Below are 15,708 nucleotides of genomic sequence, written 5' to 3' on the forward strand. Positions count from 1 at the left end.
CAAAATAATTACAGTTCAGCGGCCAGCATGTCTTCCAGCTTCTGCTGGTCGACGGCGAACAGGCGGATACCTTCGGCCAGTTTCTCGACCGCCATGGCGTCTTGATTATGCAGCCAGCGGAATTCGGCTTCGGCAAGCGGGGCGGGCTGATAGAAACCTTCGGTGGACGGCGTCAGTTTACGCTCGACCGGTTGCTCGCTGTGTTTGAGCTGTTCCAGCAGGTTCGGCGCTATGGTCAGGCGATCGCAGCCGGCCAGGGCCAGGATCTGCTCCACCTTACGGAAGCTGGCACCCATGATCACCGTCTGGTAGCGGTGCTGTTTGTAGTATTCATAAATGGTGCGCACCGATTTCACGCCCGGATCCTGCTCGGCGTCGTACTCGGCGGCAGGCTGCTTGGCCTGGTACCAGTCATAGATGCGGCCGACGAAAGGTGAAATCAGGAACACGCCGGCTTCGGCACAGGCGCGGGCCTGGGCGAAGGAGAACAGCAGCGTCAGATTGGTGTTGATGCCTTCTTTTTCCAGTTCCTCGGCGGCTTTGATGCCTTCCCAGGTGGAGGCCAGCTTGATCAGAATACGCGACTTATCAATACCTTGTTCCTGGTAAAGGCCAATCAGTTTGCGCGCCTTGGCTACGCACATGCCGCGGTCGAAGGACAGGCGTGCGTCCACTTCGGTGGAAATGCGGCCCGGCACGCTTTTGAGAATTTCGACGCCGATGTTCACCGCCAGTTTGTCGCTGGCGTTGATCAGTTGGGTTTCTTTGCTGCCGCCCTGTTGGCGGGCATAGTTCAGCGCTTCGACGATCAGTGGCTTATATTGCGGCAGCGCCGCGGCTTTCAGGATCAGTGAAGGGTTGGTGGTGGCGTCCTGGGGTTCGAACTGGCGGATGGATTCAATATCGCCGCTGTCGGCCACAACCGTCGTCAGCTGCTTGAGTGCATCTAATTGGTTCATTTATACGCTCCTTGATCAGTGCCAAACATGTAGGGAAATGAGAACCTTTTTCATCATAGGGTGAACACACTGCATCATAAGCCTGATGAATAAAATGCGCTTTTTCTGATTGTTGCGATGGATAAGAACAATGGATCCCGAAACGAGCCAGGTGGGCTGCGGGTTGCACCTGCGGCAATGCGGTTTTGGCGTGGGGGGAGACGGCGAGAAGAAGAGGGGGCAACGGCAATAAAAAAGGGTTCAGCCCGGCTGAACCCCAGGGTACGTCCTCCGATTATTTACTCAAATTCACGTCAATCGCCTGATAGAAGGCATTGGTGGTGTCTGCTACATCCCACACGGCGAGGATCACATGCGAACCGCTGCGGTCTGCCGGTATGTTGCACTGGTGGGTGACCTGCGCGGCTGGGATCGCGCCGCCGTCGTTGTATTGGCAGAACGGCGTCAGGTCAAAGGAAGCGCGGGTCAGCGGCTGCGACGCATCCCAGTTTGGCTTGGTAATGAAATAACGCCAGCCGGTGGTGCTGTGACGGGCGGTCAGCCTCCAGGTAAAGGAGTTGGCGCCGGTGTGCAGATTGAGCTTGTTCCAGCGGGTTGGCGTTTGCTGATCCAGCTCGAAGAAGGTGCTCTTCTCGGCGCTGGCGATATGGCCGTCCACCGGACCGTTTTGCGGGAAGCCTTTCAGACCTTCGACGCTTTGCGGCTCATACTGCACGCTGCCGCACTGGGTATTGAGTTGCAGCTTGCACTGGTAAGAACGGCTGGCCGGTGTTTCGACATAGCCGTGGGCGTTAGCCTGTTGGGATACGCCAAACAGGGCGGCGCTCAGCAAACCGAGGGACAGAAGGGTACGAGAAGTATTGTTCATAAGTCACTCCGGACAGAAGTTATATTGTAAGTTGAGTGTATTTTCGCCACTTAAATGAGAGGTCATTAACGAAATTAAGAAACATCATTATTGATGGCTTGTTTTATTTTTATCATTCGTGGCATGGATGGGGATGGAATGTTTTATAGGCTATTAACTAAAATTATTATGATGAATGTCTTTTATTCGTTGATTGAATTTATTTAAACGCTGCTGTCTAAAAACGCAGCATCATGATGAATTTTACTTAATGGATTGATGAATACTCTTTCAGATGACGCTCTCCGATATGGAGTATATTGCTTGTGGTTTTGTTTACTCTTGTTCGACTTGAACGTTTTTTACGCGCCAGTTGCCTGGGAATTTAGTGTCAATTTTTCTTATTTTATGTCAAAGAGGAATTAGTATGACTAGATTATCCCTGGATGCGATTAAAATAATCAGCACCATAAAAAGTACCGGCTCTTTCTCTATGGCGGCGGAGGCGCTGCATAAAACGCCTTCGGCGATATCCTACCGGGTTTCCAATATTGAAAGTAAACTCTGCGTGAAACTATTTCATCGAAATGGCCCGATGATTACCCTAACGGATGAAGGGGAATTCCTGCTGCAAGAGGGCAGCTGGATTTTAAATGCGGTGCAGGATCTCGAGAGCCGTGTGAGGAATATCCCGAAACTCGATAATAATATCCGCATCGTCGTCGACAAGTTCTTTCCGTTGGAAACTATCACCCAGGATATACGTGACTATATTCAGCACAGCCCGAACGCCAACATTTCGGTGCAGCGGGAAGCGCTGAACGGCACCTGGGATGCGCTGAAGAACAACCGGGCGGATTTGATTATCGCCATCGGCCAGATCCCGGACAGCGTGCAGGCCAAGACGCTGATGCTCGGCAAGCTGAATTTCGTGCTGTGCGTTTCGCCTTCGCATCCCTTTGCGGCGCAGAAAAAACCGGTGGATAAAAATCAGCGGTTGAATGACATCGTGGTGGTGATTGCCGACAGTAGCCACGAACTGCCAAAGCGCAACCACGGCACTATGCCGTTGCAGCGCCAATTGGTGGTTTGCGACGTCGAGAGCAAGCTGGCGCTGTTGAAGCGCGGTATCGGCCACGGTTTTTTGCCGCCTTCGCTGATCGAAAAAGAGCTGGCGAGCGGCGAGCTGGTGACGGTTCCCGTCGATATGCAAAAAGGTGACGAAATGATTTGGCTGGCCTGGCACCCGGCCAGCAAGGGGACAGGTTTTACCTGGTGGCATGAACGCCTGACGCGTAAAAGCGACGTTTTCAGTCTGATGGGGCGCGAAGTGATTCGCGATGGGGGTTACCCTTGGTGCAATAACTGAGGGCAGCGATACGCTAACGGCAAAGGAATGCGATCATTAAACGGTTAACAGAGTAAGAAACCCCGCAGCATCAGGCTACGGGGTTTTTTTATGCCGTTAAGCTACGCGGCCCACTTTCAGCCAGGCGCTGTCGGAGCCTGGTACGGAAGTGATAAAGCCCCACTTGGTCTGCCAGACGTAGCCCTGATAAGACACCAGCGCGCCCTGTGGATAGGTGGTGCCCGCCACGTACGCCGGCGCGCTCATGATCGGCAGATTGCCGGGGCCGACGCCGGTATAGCGCAGGCCGGTGCCCATATCCAACTGGCTGTCGTCATAGTCGGCAGCGTTGAAATAGCGGTCCAGCGAGGCCAGCAGATCGCCGTTGCGGTTGTCCTGCCCCAGGTGCCAGAACATCACGCCGCCCAGTTGCTGCTGCTTGATGTACTTCGCCTTGTATTTGAAGCTTTCGACGTCGTCATAGGTAACGAACAGGCCGTTGGCCGCATGGTACAGGTACGGCGTTTTGGTTTTGTCGTTCCACAGGCGCTGATAGCCGTAGTTGCCGAGCAGCATCTGTTCCAGTTGGCGGTAAGAGGCGATGCGCGGGTCCTTGTCGCGGATGCACTCTTCGCAGCCCACCAGCCAGTAATCGGTACCCGGGAACGGATCTTCCCCCGGCGTGCTGTGGCTGCTGTATTGGCCGCCGTTGCTGCCGCTGACGCCCTTGAACGCACGGCCATAGAACGGCACGCCCATGACGATCTTGCTGCTTGGCACGCCTTCCAACATCAGGTGTTGCTGTACGGCGGCGTCCACCGTCAGGCTGAACGGACTCGGGAAGGCGCGGGTCAGCTCTTCCCAGCTCCAACCCAGATTGGCTTCGCGCAGCGCGTTATAGAAGGTCGGCCCGGCGCTGTCGCCAAACAGCGCAGCCTGATGGTTGGTGATTTTTTCCCATGGACCGGCCAGATCGTAAGTCATCAGGTTGATGTAATCGAGCGAGGCGACGATCTGCGGCAGCTTGCTGTAGTAGCGCGACAGGAAGAACGCGCCGCCGGCGCCGGCAATGGTCAACTGATAAGGCAGCGCCTGGCGACCGTCGGTCTGGGTCTGCTGGTTCAACAAAGTGCGGATCTCCTGCAGCGCGGCGACAAAACCGTCCACCTCGCTGCTCTGCGGGTATTCCCAGTCAATGTCCACGCCGTCGAAGCCATAGTCTTTCATGATGCGCACGCAGGATTGCGCGAATTTGGTTCGCGCCGCCGGGGTTTTCACCGCATTCACGTAATTGGCGTGGGACACGCCCAAATCGTTGGAGTAATACCAGCCACCGATGGAGAACATGATGCGCAGGTTGGGGTTGTGCGCTTTCAGCGCGGTCAACCGACCGACCACGTCGCGTGCCTTGGCATCTATCGTTGCCGGATCCCAGGCGCACTCCAGATTGCTGTTAATGTCCAGGAACGAGAAGTTAATGTGGGTCAGCTGTTTGGCCTTGGCCGGCGTGATATTGGACACCGGGAAAGGCACGATTGAGGTATCGGTTTCGGTATAGTTATTAATTTGGTTGGTCGGAATAAAATAATAACCAATCACCGCTTTGCGTGCAGACATAGTATTTCTCCAGAGTTGAGGTTTTGTTATCGAGAGCGGTTCTCTCGCCGCTATTAAATGTTTATTTTCCCGGCAAAGAAAAGTCGAAATAAATCACAGTAAAGATGAATTTTTCATTCGGTATTGGCCATTATTCCTGAAGGCTGTTGTGCCAGGGTTGAGCGTGAATGAATTTGACCATAGACGCTGTTTTTATTCATTTGCTTTGTTATAGCATCCTTAACTAGATTCTGACTGTACCGATATCCTGCCGGCCGTGATTGGCATTCAATTAAAATTAAAAATAGGAGAGTAGCTATGTCCAGCATAGAGCCAGACGCTGTTGGCTTAATTATTCAGCGAGCCTGTGAATACCTTCAGCCGGCAATGAATGCCATTTTGGCCGGCATTATGGCGCTTTTGCATGGCGCCTATCGCAACGTAGGGATGCGACGTCGGTTATTAAATGCAGGCATGTGCGCGTTATTGGCCTGGACGGTGCGTGATGCATTGGCGCTGGCGGGCCTGGAGTTAAAATGGGCGAATCTTGCCAGCGTGCTGATTGGCTTTATGGGCGCTGATTATATTAGCGCATTAATTAAAAAAATCATTGGCAAGAAGACGGGGTTAAAAAATGTTAAATGAAATTGAGGAAATGCGCTTTACCGCACGCAGTGAGGACAACTTAATGGGCGTGCATCCGGATCTGGTGCGGGTGATGCGGTTGGCGTTGAATTATTCGCTGGTGCCTTTTTCCATCAGCGAAGGGGTGCGCAGCATGGCGCGGCAGCGTGACATGCTGCGCACCGGCAAAAGCCAGACGCTGAGGAGCCGGCATCTGACCGGTCACGCGGTGGACGTGGTGGCGATGCCGGCGGGCGTGGTGTCCTGGGAGTGGGATTACTACGCGCAAATTGCCGTGGCGGTGCGCCGCGCAGCACGTGAATGCGCAGTCAGCGTCGAGTGGGGCGGCGAGTGGCGCACGCTGAAGGACGGGCCGCATTTCCAGCTCTCTTTCAAGGATTACCCGGCATGAGCGGTTGGCTGAATAAGCTGATACAGGGCGGGTTGCTGCTGCTGTTGGCGGTGGCGATTTGCCTCGGCGGTTACAGCTCGCTGCTGTCGCACCGGCTGGCGCTGGCGCGGCAGCAGGCGGCCGAACAGCAAAAGACCTTGGCGCAGCAGGCCGGGCTTATTGTCACGCTGCAAACCCAGGATGCGCAGAATCGTGCGCTGATGGCCGCTCAGCAGCAACAGGAACAGCAGTTGCGCCGGCAAAGCGACGTTTACCAGAGGAAATACCGTGAAGCGATTAAAAATGATGCCTGCGCTGGGCAGCCTATGCCTGGCGCTGTGCGTGAGCTCCTGCGCCCAACCGCCGACGGTACCGACGCCCGTGGTGCTGCAGCCCCCTGAATCCGTCTTTACGCCCTGCGAGCAGCCTCTGTTGCAGGGCGACACCTGGGGCGATGCCGTCAGCTATACGCTGGCATTGCAGACCGCGTTGCAAATTTGCGCGGGCCGGGTGGCGACGCTCAACGCCTGGCGAGCAAAACTGCCGTTGCATTGACGGCAGTATTCTTATTCCCCGTCCTGTGGGACTTTTTTTTACTTTTATAAAATTATTTCGATCAAGGTTATGGCCCGCTTCAAAGTTTGTGACGTTTCTCTCACTATACTGGTCTAGCCTAAAAGCCTTACCTCAACATAAAAGCAAAAAGCAAAGGAACCCATAATGGACGAACAGCTCAAACAGAGTGCCCTTGATTTCCATCAGTTTCCGGTCCCAGGGAAGATCCAGGTCTCTCCAACCAAACCCCTGGCGACGCAACGCGATCTGGCGCTGGCCTATTCACCGGGCGTTGCTGCCCCTTGTCTGGAAATTGCCGCCGATCCGCTGGCGGCCTACAAATACACCGCCCGTGGTAACCTGGTCGCGGTGATTTCCAACGGCACGGCGGTACTGGGGCTGGGCAATATCGGCGCATTGGCCGGTAAGCCGGTAATGGAAGGCAAAGGCGTTTTGTTCAAGAAGTTTTCCGGTATCGACGTGTTCGATATCGAAGTGGATGAACTTAACCCGGACAAGCTGATCGACATCATCGCTTCCCTCGAGCCGACCTTTGGCGGCATCAACCTGGAAGACATCAAGGCGCCGGAGTGTTTCTACATCGAGCAAAAACTGCGCGAGCGCATGAAGATCCCGGTGTTCCATGACGATCAGCACGGCACCGCCATTATTACCACCGCCGCAGTGCTGAACGGCCTGCGGGTAGTGAAAAAGAATATCTCCGACGTGCGCCTGGTGGTGTCCGGCGCCGGTGCGGCGTCGATAGCCTGTCTGAACTTGTTGGTGGCACTGGGGCTACGTCAGCAAAACATCACCGTTTGCGATTCCAAAGGGGTGATCTACAAGGGCCGCGACGCCAACATGGAGCAAACCAAGGCGGCCTATGCCATCGAAGATAACGGCCAGCGCACGCTGGGGGATGCGATCCCCAATGCCGATATTTTCCTCGGCTGTTCCGGCCCGGGCGTGCTGACCCAGGACATGGTGAAAACCATGGCCAGGGATCCGTTGATCATGGCGTTGGCCAACCCGGAACCGGAAATTCTGCCGCCGCTGGCGAAGGCCGTGCGGCCGGACGCCATTATCTGTACCGGCCGTTCCGACTACCCGAACCAGGTGAACAACGTGCTGTGCTTCCCGTTCATCTTCCGCGGGGCGCTGGATGTGGGTGCCACCACCATTAACGAAGAGATGAAGCTGGCCTGCGTGCATGCGATTGCCGATCTGGCGCTGGCGGAACAGAACGACGTGGTGGCTTCCGCCTATGGCGATCAGGACCTGTCGTTTGGCCCTGAATACATCATTCCAAAACCTTTCGACCCGCGCCTGATCGTTAAAATTGCCCCGGCGGTGGCCAGAGCGGCGATGGAGTCCGGCGTGGCGACGCGTCCGATCGAAGACTTCGACGCCTACGTCGAGAAACTGTCCGAGTTCGTCTACAAAACCAACCTGTTCATGAAGCCGATCTTTGCCCTGGCGAAGAAAGAAATGAAGCGTGTGGTGCTGGCGGAAGGCGAAGAGGAAAGGGTGCTGCATGCGACCCAAGAGCTGGTGTCACAGGGCCTGGCCTATCCGATCCTGGTCGGCCGCCCAAGCGTGATTGAAATGCGGTTGCAAAAACTCGGCCTGCAACTGACGCCGGGCAAAGATTTTGAAGTGGTGAACAACGAGTCCGACCCGCGTTTCAACGAATACTGGGGCGAGTATTACCAGATCATGAAGCGTCGCGGCGTTTCGCAAGAGCAGGCGCGCCGTGCGGTAATTGGCAACCCGACGCTGATTGCCGCCATCATGCTGCATCGCGGCGAGGCGGACGCGATGATCTGCGGCACCATCGGCAGCTACCATGAGCATTACGAAGTCGTGAAAAACGTGTTCGGCTTCCGCGAAGGCGCGCACGTCGCCGGGGCGATGAATGCGCTGCTGCTGCCAAGCGGCAACACCTTTATTGCCGACACCTATGTCAACGACGATCCGACGCCGGAACAGCTGGCGGAAATCACCCTGATGGCGGCGGAAACCGTGCGCCGCTTCGGCATTGAGCCGAAAGTTGCGCTGCTGTCCCACTCCAGCTTCGGTTCCTCCGACTGCCCGGCGGCGCGCAAAATGCGCAAAACACTGGAGCTGGTGAACCAGATGGCGCCGGAACTGGAGATTGACGGCGAGATGCACGGCGACGCCGCGCTGGTTGAAAGTATTCGCCACGATCTGATGCCGGACAGCCCGCTGAAAGGCGCGGCCAACGTGTTGATCATGCCGAATATGGAAGCGGCGCGCATCAGTTACAACCTGCTGCGCGTATCCTCTTCGGAAGGGGTGACCGTGGGGCCGGTGCTGATGGGGGTATCGAAACCGGTACACATTCTGACGCCAATCGCCTCGGTGCGCCGCATCGTCAACATGGTGGCGTTGGCGGTGGTGGAAGCGCAGACCGAACCGCTATAAGCCTTGAGTGACGACAAGCCCCCCGCGTCTGGCGCAGGGGGCTTTTTTTATGCCTTGCAGCGTGCGGCGATCTGGCGGATATCCTGCGGCGTAGTGCGGCAGCAGCCGCCAATCAACCGGGCGCCGATGTGTTGCCATTCCCCAATCTGATCGATAAGGCTGCCATTCTCGCCCCCGCAGGCATGCCAGGTTTTGGTGACCGCGTCGTAATGCTCGCCGGAGTTCGGATAGACCAGCAGCGGTTTGTCGGTAAGCGTGGCCAACTGCCGTAACGCCGGGGTGACGTTTTCCAGCGCAATGCAGTTGATGCCAATCGCCAACACCTGCGGATTGCCGTGCAGTGCTGCCAACACCTGTGTCAGCGGCGTGCCGTCGCTGAGATGTTGGCTATCGCGCAGGGTAAAGGCGAACCAGGCGCCGAGCGTCGGGAACTCCTGCAACAATGCCAGCAACGCTTGCAGCTCGCTGAACGACGGCAGCGTCTCGCAGGCCAGCAGATCGACCCCGGCCTCGGCCAGCGCGGCAATGCGTGGGCGATGGAAAGCGATCATCTCTTCTTGCGGCAACGAGTAATCGCCGCGGTATTCGGAACCGTCGGCGAGGTAGGCGCCATACGGCCCCACAGAGCCTGCGATCAACAAAGGTGCGGCCTGCGGATGCTGTGCCAGATAGTCGCTGCGCGCCTGTTGCGCCAGTTGTACGCTTTTGGCGATCAGCGCCAGCGATTGCTGTTGGTTCAGGCCGCGGCGCAGGAAACCCAGCGGCGTGGCCTGGTAACTGGCGGTGATGGCGCATTGCGCCCCGGCGTTGAAATAGTCGAGGTGAACCTGATAAATCAGCTCGGGATTTTCAATCAGCACTTTTGCCGACCACAGCGGATCGCTGAGGTCGCAGCCGCGCGCCTCCAGTTCGGTGGCCAGCGCGCCGTCTAAAATCAGCGTGCGGTTAGCGGCCAATAAGGCGGCGACGGTATTGTTAACGGACATGATTCTCTCCCAACGAAGATTTTTGCCCGGCGCGGCGGGTCAGATAATAGGCGGCGTAGCACAGGGCGACAAACGGCAGCCCGCAGTAAAGCGCGATGCGCTGTGCCGGATCGAAAGCCAACCCTACGCAGGCCAGCAGGCACAGGACGAAACCGAGGATCGGCGTCAAGGGGTAACCCGGCGCACGGTATTTCAGGCCCTCGATCGGCTGACCGCTGCGCAGATAATGGCGGCGGAAGGCGTAATGCGCCGCGCAGATGCTCAGCCAGACCGCCACCACCGCAAAGCCTGAAATGGCCGACAGGGCGACAAACACCGTGTCCGGCGCGATAACGCTGGTCAGCAGCGCCAGAACGCCGCCGAGCATGCTGAAGGTCAAGGCATTGACCGGGATGCCGCGTTTATTCACGCGTGAAAAATAGGCCGGCAGGGTGCGCTGATTGGCCAGCGACCATAACATGCGCCCCGAGGCGTACAGACCCGAATTGGCGGCCGACAAGATGGCGGTCAGGATCACGAAGTTAAAGATATCGGCGGCATAAGGTATGCCAATGCGTTCAAACACCAGCACGAACGGGCTTTTCACAATCCCGGCCTGATCCATTGGGATCAGCGCTGCCAGAATAAATACCGTGCCGATAAAGAACAGCATCAGGCGGATCACCGTGGTGCGTATCGCCCAGGGCACCACTTTTTCCGGGTTTTCGGTTTCGCCGGCGGCAATGCCGATAAGTTCGGTGCCGGAGAAAGCGAAGTTCACCGCCACCATGGTCATCAGGATCGGCAGCGTTCCGTTCGGCAGCCAGCCGGAGGCGGTCAGGTTATGCAGGAACGGTGCAGGCGTGCCGTCTTTCATCGGCAACAGGCCGAACATCGCAGCACCGCCCAGAATGATAAAAGCCAGAATGGTGACGACCTTGATCAGCGAGAACCAGAATTCGCTTTCGGCAAAGAAGCGGGTAGTGATCACGTTGAGCAGAAAAATCGCCGCGCAGAAGATCAAACACCACAGCCACACCGGCGACTGCGGGAACCAGTACTGCATGCAAAAACCGGCGGCGGTCAGGCTGGAGCCCAGCGCCACCGTCCAGGTCAGCCAATACAGCCAGGCAACGGTATAGCCGGTAGCCGGGCCAAGATAACGTGAAGCATAGACGTGGAAAGCGCCGGTTTCCGGCATCGCGACGGCCAGTTCACCCAGGCACAGCATCACCAGATAAACCACCAATGCGCCGATCAGATAGGCCAGCAGGGTGCCCAGTGCGCCGGTAGTAGAAATAATATAGCCGGTGTTGAAGAACAGCCCGGTACCGATCACGCCACCCAGCGACAGCATCACCAGATGCCGGGCTTTCATGGTGCGTTTGAAGTGCCCTTCGGCGGGTTCAGGTGAGTGCATGATATTTCATCCGTATAGACGTCTAAGCAGCTAAATGGCTATTGGTTATACCCGTAATATTTCATGAAATCAATGTAAGACCAGAAGTCATAAAGTAAAAAATAGTTATCGATGTCTCAGGCGGGGTGTGCGGTTATATGCAAATGATAATTATTATCTATAATGCCTGCACTTTATTGCAGGGGGCAGCATGAGAATTCTGATTTTACTGGCCGCGCTGGTACTTGGCGCTTGCAGCCAGACCCCGGTGTCCGTACCGAAAAACACCCTTGACGGCCTGGGGAAAATTACCGATTTACGCAGCGGCGAAACCCTGTTGCCTGAACAGCTTCTTGCCCGTCTGGCTGCCGAGCCAAGGGTGATGATCGGGGAAAAACACGACAATCCCTATCATCATCAAATCGAACTGTGGCTGGTGCAAAATCTGCCGCAGCGGCGGCCGCAGGGCAGCGTGCTGATGGAGATGATCACCCCGAATCAGCAGGCCAACGTGGATAAGGTCAAGCAGGAACTGCGTGGCAATTCTGCCCTGTGCGATGAGCGAGTGGCGCAGTTGATTGACTGGCAGAAAGGCTGGAAATGGTCGCTGTACGGCGAGGTGGTGATGGCGGCGATGCGGGCGCCGTATCCGCTTTGGTCGGCCAATCTGGATCGCGAGGAGATCATGGCGTTTTACCGGCAGCCTGTGTTTCCTAAGGGGCAATTGTCGGTACGGCCGGCAGTGCAGAAAGCGTTGGAAGACACCATTCGCATTTCGCACGGCGGAAAAATCGAACCCCAACAGCTGCACGCGATGCTGGCAATCCAACAACAGCGCGATCGACGCATGGCCGAGCGCCTGCTGGCTGCCCCAAGGCCGGCGCTGTTGATTGCCGGTGGTTATCACGCCTCAAAATGGGTGGGCGTACCGCTGCATGTGCAGGATCTGCAACCGGGCGCGCAGCCGACGGTGTTGATGCTGGCGGAGCAGGGTGCGCAGGTTGAGGGCCAGATGGCGGATTACCTGTGGGTCACGCCGCCGGTAAAATGACGGCGCCGCCAGCGGAAAGCGGCGCTGTTACTGCGCCCGTTTCGCCTGCTGCAGCCACTTGTCCAACTCGTTGGCGAACTGCTGGCGGTCGCGCTGGTTCAGGGTATTCGGGCCGCCGGTCTGGATCCCGCTGGAGCGCAGGGTATCCATAAAATCGCGCATGTTCAGGCGTTCGCGAATGGTGTCCGGCGTGTAGCGTTCGCCGCGCGGGTTGAGGGCCACTGCGCCTTTTTCTATCACTTCAGCCGCCAGCGGAATATCGGCGGTGATCACCAGATCGCCTTTTTCGCAGCGGCGGACGATTTCGTTATCCGCCACGTCAAAACCGGCCGCCACCTGCAGAGTATGGATGTGTTTTGACGGCGGCGTTCTCAGCGGTTGGTTGGCCACCAGCGTCACCGACATGGTGGTGCGCTCGGCGGCGCGGAACAGCACTTCTTTGATCACGTTCGGACAGGCGTCCGCATCGACCCAAATCTGCATTACTCAGGCTCCTTCAGCCAGTCGCGCACCGGCAGGAAATCACGGTACAACGCCGCCTCCGGGCTGCCCTCTGCCGGTTGATAGTTGTATTCCCAGCGCACCAGCGGCGGCATAGACATCAGAATGGATTCGGTGCGGCCACCGGTTTGCAGGCCGAACAGCGTGCCCCGATCCCACACCAGGTTGAATTCGACATAGCGGCCGCGGCGATAGAGCTGGAACTGGCGTTCGTTGTCGCCCCAGCTCAACGCTTTGCGTTTTTCCACGATCGGCAGGTAGGCATCGAGGAAACCTTCGCCCACCGCGCGGGTGAAAGCGAAGCTGCTGTCAAAGCCCGGCGTGTTGAGATCGTCAAAGAACAGGCCGCCGATGCCGCGCGCCTCGTTGCGGTGCTTGATAAAGAAGTAGTCGTCGCACCACTTTTTGTATTTGGGGTAGACCTCGTCACCGAAGGGCGCACACAGCCGCTCGGCGGTGCGGTGCCAGTGAACGGCGTCTTCTTCGAAACCGTAAAACGGCGTCAGATCAAAGCCGCCGCCAAACCACCATACAGGTTCTTCGCCCGGTTTTTCCGCAATGAAAAAACGCACGTTGGCGTGGCTGGTGGGGATATAAGGGCTGTGCGGGTGGATCACCAGCGACACGCCCATCGCCTGGAAGCTGCGGCCGGCCAGCTCGGGGCGGTGTGCGGTCGCGGAAGCGGGCAGGGTGGCGCCGGAGACGTGCGAGAAGTTTACCCCCGCCTGTTCAAACACCGAACCCTGGGTCAATACGCGGCTGCGGCCACCGCCACCTTCTTCGCGCGTCCAGCGATCCTCGTTGAAAACGGCGCCGCCGTCGGCCTGGGCCAGTTGCGCGCAGATACTGTCCTGCAGCGACAGCAGGAAAGATTTTACTTCTGCGATGGTCGGTAAGCTCATACGGATAATTTACGCGTCTGACGAAACAAGGCGCAAAGTATACCCGTATTCGCTGCCGCTTATCAGCCGGTTTTTCGTTGGTGCGCGTCGTAGTAGCTGAAGAAACTGATCACGCCGTCGGCGATGGCGCGAGCGATTTTCTCGCGAAACGCGGTGGTGCCGAGCAGGCGTTCTTCCTCCGGGTTGGTGATGAATGAGGTTTCTACCAGCACCGAAGGAATGGATGGGGATTTGAGCACCGCAAACGCCGCCTGCTCGGTGCTGTCGCTGTGCAGGTGATGCACCGGGCGGATCTGGCCAAGCACGTGGCGGCCGAGCGTCAGGCTGTTGTTGATGGTATCGGTTTGCACCAGATCGAACAGCACCTGTTGCAGATAGTTATCCTGATTTTTATATTTGCCGCCGGCTACGTCATCGGCGGCGTTCTCGCGGTTGGAGAGATAACGTGCCATGGCGCTGCTGGCGCCGCGGTTGGACAGGGCGAAGACCGAGGCGCCCGAGGCGTCGGGGCTGGTAAAACCGTCGGCGTGAATCGAAATAAACAGGTCGGCCTGATGCTGGTGGGCAATTTCAACCCGCTGGAACAGCGGGATAAACTCGTCTTCTTCCCGCGTCAACCGGGCTTCGACGTGATCGTGCTCATGCAGTATGCGGCGTACGTGGTTGGCGATCTCCAGCACCACATGTTTCTCTTGCGAACCTTCGCTGCCGACCGCGCCGGAATCGATGCCGCCATGGCCGGGATCGATCATCACCAGCCGTTTGCTGCCGGTCGGTTTCGCTGCCGGTTTGGCGCGTTGATTGCGCAGCATGCCGCCGGACTCCGCTTTGGCAGGTTGGCTTTTGCAGCCGAGCAGCGCCAGCGCCAGGCCGGAGAGCAGTAACTGACGTCGTGTGCGGGAGGCGGAGAGCGGTTTAAAATTGAGGAATTGTTTAACCTGTTTTTTCATAACGCGACGCTCCATCGATAAATTCTATTTTGTGACGTTATATCGTATTGATAATCATTAATCGAACGGTTAACTATGTCCATTTATTACGCCAGTTACCGCAGTTTTCTGCCTGTTTGGCGTGGGAAATCGCAGTTTGATATTGCTTAAGTGAATAATCCCGCGATAATCAGATAAACACCTTAATTAACAGCGGCGAACATCGATGGAAATTCGCGTATTTCGACAAGACGACTTTGAAGAAGTCATTACCCTGTGGGAGCGCTGCGATTTGCTGCGGCCGTGGAACGATCCCGAGATGGATATTGAGCGCAAACTGAATCACGATCCGGACCTGTTTCTGGTGGCGGAAGTGGGCGGCGAAGTGGTCGGTTCGGTGATGGGGGGCTACGATGGCCACCGTGGTTCGGCGTATTACCTGGGCGTGCACCCGGATTATCGTGGGCGCGGCATCGCCAATGCGTTGATTAGCCGTCTGGAGAAAAAGTTGGTCGCGCGCGGTTGCCCGAAGATCCAACTGATGGTGCGCGAAGACAACGATACGGTGATCGAGATGTACGAAAAACTCGGCTACGAGATCCAGAGCATCACCAACCTGGGCAAGCGGCTGATCGAAGACCAGGAATATTGAGTCAATAAGGCGGTGAACCTTCACCGCCCGTTGCTGAGCGTTATGGCAGCTTTTTGATGTTTTTCACATCGACTTCCACGCTGCTCCAGTCTTTATCCACTTTCCCTTCCAACTGCACTTTATCTTTCGGGGTAATGGTCTGGCCGTTCCAGCGTTTTTTGTCGATCTCCACCGTCAGGGTGCCGCTGGCGTCGCGGAAGGTATAGGTATCGTCGCCGACGCGCTGCTCGATGTTGCCTTGCAGCATTACCCAGGTGTCGTCGCTCATCGATTTCACCTTATCCACCGTAGTCAGTGCGGCGCTGGGGCCGGAGAAGCCGCCCTGCGGAGCGGTTTGCGTCTGCGGAGCGGAAGGGTCAAGGAACCCGCCTTGTTGTGCCAAAACCGGTGCGCTGCACAAGGCAATCAAAGCGGCCAGGGTATATTTTTTCATTTGAAGCTTCCTTATCTCAATCGAGAATCAAAGCCCTGCCAATCAGGACTGCTGGGGTGATGAGGTAAGTAAAACATAAAGATCTTAAGAGCTTCTTAAGCGGGCGGATTG

17 protein-coding genes are annotated in these 15,708 nt (G+C 56.9%); 8 read left to right on the forward strand and 9 right to left on the reverse strand.

Annotation, left to right across the window (positions count from 1 at the left end; genetic code table 11):
* Positions 1-8: 8 nt before the first annotated feature.
* Together tal and ACUTSW_RS12410 are read right to left on the reverse strand one after the other, a co-directional pair.
* Positions 9-959, reverse strand: a complete 951-nt coding sequence (gene tal / locus ACUTSW_RS12405; protein ID WP_445584547.1) for a transaldolase — start codon at positions 957-959, stop codon at positions 9-11.
* Between the two features lie 274 nt (positions 960-1,233).
* Entirely contained in the window at positions 1,234-1,827 is a 594-nt protein-coding gene (locus ACUTSW_RS12410) for a lytic polysaccharide monooxygenase (RefSeq protein WP_445584548.1), read from the reverse strand.
* A gap of 406 nt (positions 1,828-2,233) precedes the next feature.
* On the opposite strand from ACUTSW_RS12410, the gene ACUTSW_RS12415 reads away from it, so the two are divergent.
* Positions 2,234-3,175 carry a LysR family transcriptional regulator gene (locus tag ACUTSW_RS12415; protein ID WP_004947759.1) on the forward strand — a complete coding sequence of 314 codons (942 nt, stop codon included), beginning with the start codon at positions 2,234-2,236 and terminating at the stop codon, positions 3,173-3,175.
* A 96-nt stretch (positions 3,176-3,271) separates the two neighbouring features.
* On the opposite strand, the gene ACUTSW_RS12420 is transcribed toward ACUTSW_RS12415, so the two are convergent.
* Positions 3,272-4,771, reverse strand: coding sequence for a glycosyl hydrolase family 18 protein (locus tag ACUTSW_RS12420; protein ID WP_445584549.1), 1,500 nt, complete (start codon positions 4,769-4,771; stop codon positions 3,272-3,274).
* 297 nt (positions 4,772-5,068) lie between these two features.
* On the opposite strand from ACUTSW_RS12420, the gene ACUTSW_RS12425 reads away from it, so the two are divergent.
* The 5 genes from ACUTSW_RS12425 to maeB all read left to right on the forward strand — a co-directional run bounded on the left by ACUTSW_RS12425 (position 5,069) and on the right by maeB (position 8,765).
* The gene (locus tag ACUTSW_RS12425; RefSeq protein WP_445584550.1) at positions 5,069-5,395 is read left to right on the forward strand and encodes a phage holin, lambda family; all 327 of its coding nucleotides are present in this window, start codon (positions 5,069-5,071) and stop codon (positions 5,393-5,395) included.
* Positions 5,385-5,786: a M15 family metallopeptidase gene (locus tag ACUTSW_RS12430; protein ID WP_241921868.1), complete on the forward strand. Its 402-nt coding sequence runs from the start codon at positions 5,385-5,387 to the stop codon at positions 5,784-5,786. The genes ACUTSW_RS12425 and ACUTSW_RS12430 overlap by 11 nt, the downstream gene beginning before the upstream one ends.
* A complete protein-coding gene (locus ACUTSW_RS12435) occupies positions 5,783-6,166 on the forward strand; it encodes a hypothetical protein (protein ID WP_445584551.1) in 384 nt (127 codons plus the stop codon). Before ACUTSW_RS12430 ends, ACUTSW_RS12435 begins: the two co-directional genes overlap by 4 nt.
* Positions 6,147-6,320 carry an Rz1-like lysis system protein LysC gene (gene lysC, locus ACUTSW_RS12440; RefSeq protein ID WP_445584552.1) on the forward strand — a complete coding sequence of 58 codons (174 nt, stop codon included), beginning with the start codon at positions 6,147-6,149 and terminating at the stop codon, positions 6,318-6,320. Before ACUTSW_RS12435 ends, lysC begins: the two co-directional genes overlap by 20 nt.
* A gap of 165 nt (positions 6,321-6,485) precedes the next feature.
* Positions 6,486-8,765, forward strand: coding sequence for an NADP-dependent oxaloacetate-decarboxylating malate dehydrogenase (maeB, locus tag ACUTSW_RS12445; protein WP_062868202.1), 2,280 nt, complete (start codon positions 6,486-6,488; stop codon positions 8,763-8,765).
* Between the two features lie 47 nt (positions 8,766-8,812).
* Here the strand turns inward: maeB and mmuM are convergent, their stop codons facing one another.
* Complete coding sequence (gene mmuM / locus ACUTSW_RS12450) at positions 8,813-9,751, reverse strand: homocysteine S-methyltransferase (RefSeq protein ID WP_063201469.1); 939 nt, start codon at positions 9,749-9,751, stop codon at positions 8,813-8,815.
* Complete coding sequence (gene mmuP / locus ACUTSW_RS12455) at positions 9,741-11,150, reverse strand: S-methylmethionine permease (RefSeq protein ID WP_445584553.1); 1,410 nt, start codon at positions 11,148-11,150, stop codon at positions 9,741-9,743. The genes mmuM and mmuP overlap by 11 nt, the downstream gene beginning before the upstream one ends.
* A 190-nt stretch (positions 11,151-11,340) precedes the next feature.
* Between mmuP and ACUTSW_RS12460 the strand changes: the two genes are divergently transcribed.
* The gene (locus ACUTSW_RS12460) at positions 11,341-12,180 is read left to right on the forward strand and encodes a ChaN family lipoprotein (protein ID WP_445584554.1); all 840 of its coding nucleotides are present in this window, start codon (positions 11,341-11,343) and stop codon (positions 12,178-12,180) included.
* Between the two features lie 27 nt (positions 12,181-12,207).
* Here the strand turns inward: ACUTSW_RS12460 and ACUTSW_RS12465 are convergent, their stop codons facing one another.
* From ACUTSW_RS12465 to amiA, 3 genes are all read right to left on the reverse strand, one after another.
* Positions 12,208-12,663 (reverse strand): YaiI/YqxD family protein, encoded by a 456-nt coding sequence (locus ACUTSW_RS12465; protein WP_445584555.1) that lies wholly within the window; start codon positions 12,661-12,663, stop codon positions 12,208-12,210.
* Positions 12,663-13,583, reverse strand: coding sequence for an oxygen-dependent coproporphyrinogen oxidase (hemF, locus tag ACUTSW_RS12470; protein WP_062868199.1), 921 nt, complete (start codon positions 13,581-13,583; stop codon positions 12,663-12,665). The genes ACUTSW_RS12465 and hemF overlap by 1 nt, the downstream gene beginning before the upstream one ends.
* 62 nt (positions 13,584-13,645) lie before the next feature.
* Positions 13,646-14,533 carry an N-acetylmuramoyl-L-alanine amidase AmiA gene (gene amiA, locus ACUTSW_RS12475; RefSeq protein WP_445584556.1) on the reverse strand — a complete coding sequence of 296 codons (888 nt, stop codon included), beginning with the start codon at positions 14,531-14,533 and terminating at the stop codon, positions 13,646-13,648.
* Positions 14,534-14,738: 205 nt separating this feature from the next.
* Here amiA and ACUTSW_RS12480 point away from each other — a divergent pair, with 205 nt between their 5' ends.
* Positions 14,739-15,164 (forward strand): GNAT family acetyltransferase, encoded by a 426-nt coding sequence (locus ACUTSW_RS12480; protein ID WP_445584557.1) that lies wholly within the window; start codon positions 14,739-14,741, stop codon positions 15,162-15,164.
* Between the two features lie 40 nt (positions 15,165-15,204).
* Here the strand turns inward: ACUTSW_RS12480 and ACUTSW_RS12485 are convergent, their stop codons facing one another.
* Positions 15,205-15,597 carry a YgiW/YdeI family stress tolerance OB fold protein gene (locus tag ACUTSW_RS12485; protein ID WP_004947721.1) on the reverse strand — a complete coding sequence of 131 codons (393 nt, stop codon included), beginning with the start codon at positions 15,595-15,597 and terminating at the stop codon, positions 15,205-15,207.
* Positions 15,598-15,708: the final 111 nt, after the last annotated feature.

The sequence above is a fragment of the Serratia sp. TSA_198.1 genome (assembly GCF_052686505.1).